General features: G+C 55.7%; 5 protein-coding genes and 1 pseudogene. 4 read left to right on the forward strand and 2 right to left on the reverse strand.

Translation table 11 applies throughout. The features are described from left to right. The first annotated feature begins 532 nt into the window (after nucleotides 1-532). From HMPREF3009_RS01345 to HMPREF3009_RS01360, 4 genes are all read left to right on the forward strand, one after another. Nucleotides 533-1,894: an MATE family efflux transporter gene (locus HMPREF3009_RS01345; RefSeq protein ID WP_231732355.1), complete on the forward strand. Its 1,362-nt coding sequence runs from the start codon at nucleotides 533-535 to the stop codon at nucleotides 1,892-1,894. Between the two features lie 152 nt (nucleotides 1,895-2,046). After that, nucleotides 2,047-3,204 (forward strand): ABC transporter substrate-binding protein, encoded by a 1,158-nt coding sequence (locus tag HMPREF3009_RS01350; RefSeq protein WP_049156259.1) that lies wholly within the window; start codon nucleotides 2,047-2,049, stop codon nucleotides 3,202-3,204. Between the two features lie 41 nt (nucleotides 3,205-3,245). Beyond that, complete coding sequence (locus tag HMPREF3009_RS01355) at nucleotides 3,246-4,325, forward strand: FecCD family ABC transporter permease (RefSeq protein ID WP_049156286.1); 1,080 nt, start codon at nucleotides 3,246-3,248, stop codon at nucleotides 4,323-4,325. After that, a complete protein-coding gene (locus HMPREF3009_RS01360; protein WP_049156256.1) occupies nucleotides 4,325-5,140 on the forward strand; it encodes an ABC transporter ATP-binding protein in 816 nt (271 codons plus the stop codon). The genes HMPREF3009_RS01355 and HMPREF3009_RS01360 overlap by 1 nt, the downstream gene beginning before the upstream one ends. 28 nt (nucleotides 5,141-5,168) lie before the next feature. On the opposite strand, the pseudogene HMPREF3009_RS13245 reads toward HMPREF3009_RS01360, so the two are convergent. After that, nucleotides 5,169-6,408: pseudogene (locus tag HMPREF3009_RS13245) on the reverse strand (IS3 family transposase). A gap of 510 nt (nucleotides 6,409-6,918) precedes the next feature. Then, nucleotides 6,919-7,129, reverse strand: a 211-nt coding sequence (locus HMPREF3009_RS01370) for an integrase core domain-containing protein (RefSeq protein WP_083312696.1), incomplete at its 5' end; no start/stop codon positions are given.

Consider the following 7,129-nt stretch of genomic DNA (forward strand, 5'->3'; position numbering starts at 1 on the left):
GGTGTCCACTAAACGAGGGTAACCTCAGCAGGGGCAGTGGGGTAGGTGTAGTTGAATCGGGTTTGGCTGTAGGCCTGCATTATGGAAGCGCCTCCTATCCATCTTCACACTCCTTCCACCTGAAGTGTTTGAAGTGGAAATCTTCAATTATGGTAGCCTTACCTAAACTAGGTATAATCTTTATACTTTCCGAAGGGAGTCTCTGCCGCTGCAAACACCAGCCCTGAACGGGATTCGGTCTCAACCAACGGTGGTACCGCTGGGGCATCGGCCAGCACCAGCTGAATCCGCAGGGGCGAACCACTAATTTCCATGGTGCAGACGGCAGCGTCCGATTGCAACTTTGGTGCAGATGTATCGCAGCGCCATTCGCTTCAACGGCCTGGAGGCCGCAAATGAATCGGATGTGCTGCGTATCTACCGCTAGAAACCGCAGCACATTGGAGACCAGCCGCCAAAATGGGCGAGGTTTAGAAGATGAGAAGCGAGGGCCGAGACGAATGTTAGTCCGAAGTTGAAGGTGGCTGCGAGGTTGAAATCCATCCGGAAATATCGCGAAGTTCTGGGAATTTCCCTTCCCATCGCTGGAGTACAACTCGCCGGAGTTGCATTGACCACCACGGACGTATTGATGCTGCAGTCCGTGGGCGTACTGGCGATAGCCGGCGGCGGCCTAGCGATGCAGCTTTACAACCAGATCCGCACGATGTGCGTGGGCATGGTGACGGCCGGGGCAAATCTTGTGGCTGAAGCAGCAGCAAAAATGGAAAAAGAGAAAACCTCTTGTCAAAATTGCGAGGCGGGAGCAGAACAGATCCGGCGGGCTGTGCGCTCCTCCTTCGCGGTGGCCACTGGCACTGCAATTCTCGGCGCGTTACTGGTCATCGCCCTAGGCGGATTGGTCCTTGTTCTGCCCATCGACAAGCACGTTGCCCAACTCACCTTCGCCATGACCCTTGCGCTCGCACCCGGGTTAGTCCCGATGATGTGGCTCAACGTCCTGCGCCAATTCGCCGTGGGCATGCGAAAACCCGGCTCCCTGTTAACCATCACGCTGATATCGATATTTATAAATATCGCATTGAACTGGTTATTTATGACATGGGCAGCCTCGGATCACTGGAAGGTAGCGGGCATCGGGCTTTCTACAACTGTCATCCAACTGCTTACCTTCCTGGCCTTCCGGATTGTGGTACTGCGCATTCCCGAGCTACAGCCCTATTTCCACATCCTTCCGTGTAAAGGAGATGGGGAGACTATCTGCCGCCTCGTCCGCCTCGGGGTACCAGTCAGTCTGACCTATGGCTCGGAGGCTGCAATAACAACCATCGCCGGTTTAGTGATGGGGACCTTTAGCCCACAGATGCTAGCGGCGCACAATATTGTGAACCAACTGGCGTACATCGTTTACCAAGTGTGCATCGGCTTTTCTCACGGCGGCTCGGTGCTGATCACAAGGGCTCGGGCCGAGAGTGCCGACTCAGTGCGCGAGATTACCCGACGCATATTGTTCGTCGTGGTCACGTATCTGGGAATAATGGGCGCGCTGTGGCTTCTGTTGGGCAGGTGGGTACTGCATCCTTTCTTAAAAGAGGCAGATCCCACCACCTTTCACATTGCCGTCCTGCTCCTATGTCTCGCGGTACTGCAACAGTTCGCCAAAGGAATCCAAAACGTGGCAGTGGGCCTACTGAGAGGCCTGAAAGACACCACCTCAGGGCTACGCTGCACCCTCGTCGGGTACTGGCTGGTTGGCGTCCCCGGGATTCTGATATTTGGAAAGCTCCTCGGATGGGAAGGATATGGCGTCTGGTTAGGACTCATCATGGGTTTCGCAACCACGGCGGTACTGCTGCTACGCACATATTCCCGCCGACTGAATGAACTGACTTAACGGGAATGTTAGGGGGTAAAAGTTTCATCACCCATTGTAGATAAACAAAGGTATGGCTAACCTAATAGATCCACTTGGAAGAAAGGATTGCCTTGTCCCTCACGACAACTAGGGCTCGCGGTTTTAAAACCCCACGCGCCCCTCACCACCGAATGGCCCGCGTAGTCGCCTCAGCCGTCACCGCCACTGCCCTCCTTATGACCGCTGCCTGCAGCACTAACGATGAACAACAGACCGCAGATGACGGAGAAAAGCAACAGATCACCGACATTCTCGGGCGCGAAGTCGAGGTCCCGAAGAACGTCGATCGGGTCCTCATGGGCGGGCAACGGATGCTTTACACGACATCCATCCTCAACAAAGAAAACCCGCTCCAGGGCATCGTTGCCTGGCCAGATGACCTGGAGCAGAACGACCCTGGCACGTACAAGAAGTACGAACAGAAATTCTCAGAGATCGAAGATATTGAGCAAACTGGTGAAGTTTACGACGGCTCGATGTCCGTTGAGCAAGCTTTGAATTCCCGTCCAGATGTCTTCATTGTCTCCGCAAGCAGCTTCGAAGCCGCCCAGGATGCTGGCATCGTAGACGGTCTAGAAAAGGCCGGAATCCCCACGGTTACCGTCGATTACTTTACCGACCCGGTGAAGAACACCGCACCGAGCGTGCGCTTGCTCGGCAAGGTACTCGGCCACGAGAAGGAAGCGGAAGAGTATGCCGAGTTCTATGAGTCCAAGGTGAACATGGTTCAGGAGCGCCTAGAAAAAGCCAAGGCCACCCCCACACCGACCTTCCTCTGGCGAGCTCCCGGCTACTTCGACTGCTGCTCTACCTTCGCTAAGTCCAACCTAGCCCAAATTGTTAACGCAGCGGGTGGCGAAAACGTGGGCGACGATATGATCGACGCCAAGCAGGGGCAAGTCTCTCCCGAGGCGCTAGCTGAAAAAGACCCAGACGTCATCATCGCCACCGGCGCAGACTGGACCGGCGCCAAGCAGCAGCCAAAGAAGAATGGCTTTGTACCCCTGGGCTACGACGAGTCCACCGAACAGGCAGCCAAAGACTTCCAACGCGTTGTTGACGGGCAACCTGTCCTTAAGGAAATGCGGGCGGTCAAGAACAAGCGGGCCTACGCTGCGTGGCATCACTTCTACGACTCCCCATACAACTACCTAGCCATCGAGTGGTTTGCCAAAGCCATGCACCCCGACCTGTTTTCCGATGTCGACCCGCAGGCCGATTTGGAAGAACTACATGAAAAATTCCTCCCTGTGGAGGCTAGCGGCACCTTCTGGACTGGTTTGCCATGAGCCACGGAGCACGAGCGCAATCAATTGCCACCGGAAGCGAGGTGGACGACCAAAACTCTACCCCGCAACGGCAACGCCCCCGGTCAAACTGGTACCGAACAGCTAGCAGGCGAAAGGTAGCGATCATCGCAGGGCTTACGGCCCTGCTATGCGTCACCATTGCCATAGATTTCCTCATCGGCAGCAGTTTGAACGCAAATGAGGCGCTCTACGTGCTCTTTCACCCCAGCGATTCCCGCCCAATTGACTGGCAGATCATCTTTGATATACGTCTGCCTATGACCGTCACAGCGGTGCTCATCGGTGGCACCCTCGCTGCTGCCGGCGCAGAGATGCAAACCATCTTGGATAACCCCTTGGCAGAGCCCTATACGCTGGGCATTTCCGCCGCTGCGAGCTTTGGCGCAGCCTTTGCCACCGTCTCAGGATTCACCGCGGCGGGAATCGGGGCAGCGCTGGGAATGGCGGGCAGTGCTTGGGTCTTCGCCCTCGCGGCCTGTGCGGTGATCGTCCTATTCTCTCGGTCAAAGAGCTCTGGTACCGAGGGAATGATTCTGCTGGGCATAGCCATCGTGTTCCTCTTCGATGCTCTACTAGCGCTAATGCAGTACCTCGCCTCGCAGACCCAATTAGAGCAGGTGGTTTTCTGGACCTTGGGCAGCCTTACGCGCGCTACGTGGCCTCAGATCGGCCTTCTCGCGGTCATCTCACTAATCGGAATTGCTTACTTCTACCGCAATGCGTGGACGCTGACCGCGTTTCGAATGGGCGACGACCGCGCTAGGTCCATGGGTATCAATATCCCAAAGCTGCGCACGTACACGCTGGTGGGAGTCTCCCTTATGGCGGCAACTGCCGTTTCGATGGCCGGGACAATTGGTTTCATCGGACTCGTCGGCCCACATATCGCCAGGATGCTCGTTGGTGAGGACCAACGCTTCTTCCTCACCACGTCCATCATCTCAGGTGCGCTTTTGCTGACCTCAGCCTCAGTGGTATCCAAGCTGATCCAGCCTGGGGCGATTCTGCCTGTCGGCATCATCACCGCGATTGTGGGCGTTCCCGTGTTCGTCGTCCTCATTGTTTTGCGACGCCGCCCCCGAACTGTCTCCTCAACCTAATGATCGCCTCTCCCAGTACTTCCTGCCCCAGAAAGGACCCCCTCGTGGAACAACCGCCCACGGTTCCGCCAGAACCCACACTCCGGGTAGATAACCTGTGCTTTTCCCATGGAGACGAACAGATACTGAATGACGTATGTCTCCCAAAGATCGAAGCTGGAACCGTCACCGCCCTCGTCGGCCCTAATGGCGCTGGTAAGTCGACTTTGCTGCGCTGCATGGCTAACCTATGCCGATTCAGCGGCGACGTCACTGGGCCCGAGGCAGTATATTTGCCACAGGATCCCCCGCCGGAAAGCACCCTTACCGTATTCGAATCGGTACTTCTGGCACTCCAGCATTCCCGGACGGGATTCAGCGGACTACGGGTAGCCACATCCACACAGGACCGAGTCAGCTCGGTCCTCACGCGGCTGGGGCTAGAAGACCTAGAATCCCGAACAATGTCCCAGCTCTCCGGCGGCCAGCGTCAATTAGTAAGCTTCGCCCAGGCCATCGTATGCCGGCCGCAGGCATTACTACTGGACGAGCCAACCAGCGCTCTTGACCTAAGAAATCAGCTCATCCTCATGGAGCATATTCGCGCCTATGCAGCTGAAGCACCCGCGGCGGTCGTGGTTTCGATGCACGATCTTTCACAAGCAGCGCGCTTCGCTCACCGCATTGCGGTACTCCACGCGGGCACTGTATACGCACACGGAGCAGCTAAGGACGTGTTAACCGCAAAAATGTTGCGTGAAGTCTACCGCGTAGATGGAAAAGTCACCCTTACTGATGACGGTTCTGCAGCAATCACCACATCCAGAGCCATATAAGGGGCTTGAAGTGCCCCGAGTTTTGTTCCTAGGCATGTTCCTTGATTTCTATTATTCCCTGTTGCGGGTTCTTCTTCCACAATTCGGTTTCCACCTCGGCTGGGGTTCGATATCCCAGGCTTTGGTGGAGCCTTACCTCGTTCCACCATGACACCCACTCGAACGTCGCGATTTCTACCTCGACAACATCATTCCACCTGCGAGTATGGATGAGCTCATTCTTGTAAGAGCCGTTAACGTTTTCAGCTAGAGCATTGTCATTTCAGTCACCGACGGTCCCAGTGGAAGCGGCAATCCCGTGCTGGGCGAGACGCTGGTTGTAGACAACGCTGACGTACTATAAGCCGTGATCCGAATGGTGAATAAGGCCTGTTGTTTCCTTCGCGCTCACAATCGCTTGGTTGAGTGCTTGCAGCGGTAATACCTCGGTGCGCATCGAGTCCGATAATGCCCATCCGACGATCCGCCGGGAGTAAACGTCAGTGACAAACGCGGTGTACACAAAACCCTTCTTCGTACGCACGTAGGTAATGTCGGCCACCCACAGCTTGTTTAAGGCCTTGGGCTTTGAACTCACGCTCGACCAAATCCGGGCGCAGATCCGGCCTGTTGAGGTGTACGGGTTGTGATTGGTGATCCGCCTGTGCCTGTGCCAGAAACACCAGCTAGGCGCATCAGCCGGGCGGTTTGCTCACGACCGATGTCGATTCCGTCACGGTCAAGCGCATGCCACATTGTCCGCACGCCGTAGACACCGTAATTATCCCGATGAATGGCACCAATGCGTTCAATCAGCACAGCGTCACGAAGGCGACGAGCACTTAAGCCCACGGGCTTTGGACTGGCGATAACCACGCGAGGTGATAAACCCACCAGCCCGGTTAATCTTCAACTCCGGTGCAGATGAACTCGACAGAGAAATGATTCCGGTATTTATCGATGAACCGGATCATTTCTTAACGTTTGGGGCCTGGTCGTGAGGCGAAAAAGCTGACGCAGCCTTCAGCAACTCGTTGGTATCTCGAAGCTCTTGATTTTCGCGGCGTAGCCTGGCATTTTCGGTAGCCAAATCTTCAGGAACAGGTTCTGGGATGTTTCCCGCACGACGAGCAGGCTTAAGTCCATAGACGAGCCGTGTGCCATGAAACCCCCAACTTTGAAGCTACTGCCTAGCACGCGGGATGCATCGACATGCTTTCCGCCAAGATGCGGTCCTCCACGAGACGGACCACACGGTCCTTTGCATCCTGGTCAAATTTTCTTGGCATGTTCCAGATTTTCCCATCTACTCAAACGGAACAAAACCTGGGACACTTCAGGGTAGCAGTGCTTAAGTTTCTTTCTAGTGGTTCGGTGGTGTTGATAGTTAGTCGATAGCGCGGTCCAGCATTCTCGTCCTGGGGAAGGGTGCGGAAGTTGGTCTTGGTGCTTTCTGCGGTGAGATATGTGCCTACGGTATGGGCGAGGTGAACGTCAACGAGGTTTGAGTCGTCGAGTTGTTCCAGCATGGTCTCTAGCAGCCGCTGGCGCGTATCAGGGCGTTTAGCGCTCACGCGGTAGCGATGGGAGGTTAAGCCTTTGGCGTTCATGCTGTCAGCATCGAGTGGGGCAGCAGACTGTGCGAGGTGTTCTAGTTCGTCTTTATCCCAGCCGGGGTAGGCGGCAGTAGAGTCTAGGAATCGGCTCCAGGTGCGGGCGTCATGCAGGTTGCTTTCTTGCGCTGTGGCGGCAGTGGGGTTGCCCGCAAATCGTGGACACGTAGTGGGGCTACCTAGTGTTTAGGCAGCTATTTCTTTTCTACTGGTGGTTAGACCAATGTGGTTTTCGAAGTCGACGGGACTGACCATTCCTAGTGCAGAGTGCCGGCGCCGGCGGTTGTAGACGACTTCAATCCAGTAGGCAACAGCCTTGCGCGCAGCATCGCGGGTAGGCCAACGCTTACGGTCGTAGAACTCGGTTTTAAGCGTCGACCAGAACGACTCAGCCATC

It is taken from the genome of Corynebacterium sp. HMSC034H07 (assembly GCF_001815175.1).
Taxonomy (GTDB): domain Bacteria; phylum Actinomycetota; class Actinomycetes; order Mycobacteriales; family Mycobacteriaceae; genus Corynebacterium; species Corynebacterium hiratae.

What these genes read in the sequence shown, in the direction of transcription:
- HMPREF3009_RS01350 (WP_049156259.1), top strand. Translation starts at nt 2,047, where the DNA reads ATGGCCCGCGTAGTCGCCTCAGCCGTCACCGCCACTGCCCTCCTTATG.
- HMPREF3009_RS01360 (WP_049156256.1), top strand. Translation starts at nt 4,325, where the DNA reads ATGATCGCCTCTCCCAGTACTTCCTGCCCCAGAAAGGACCCCCTCGTG.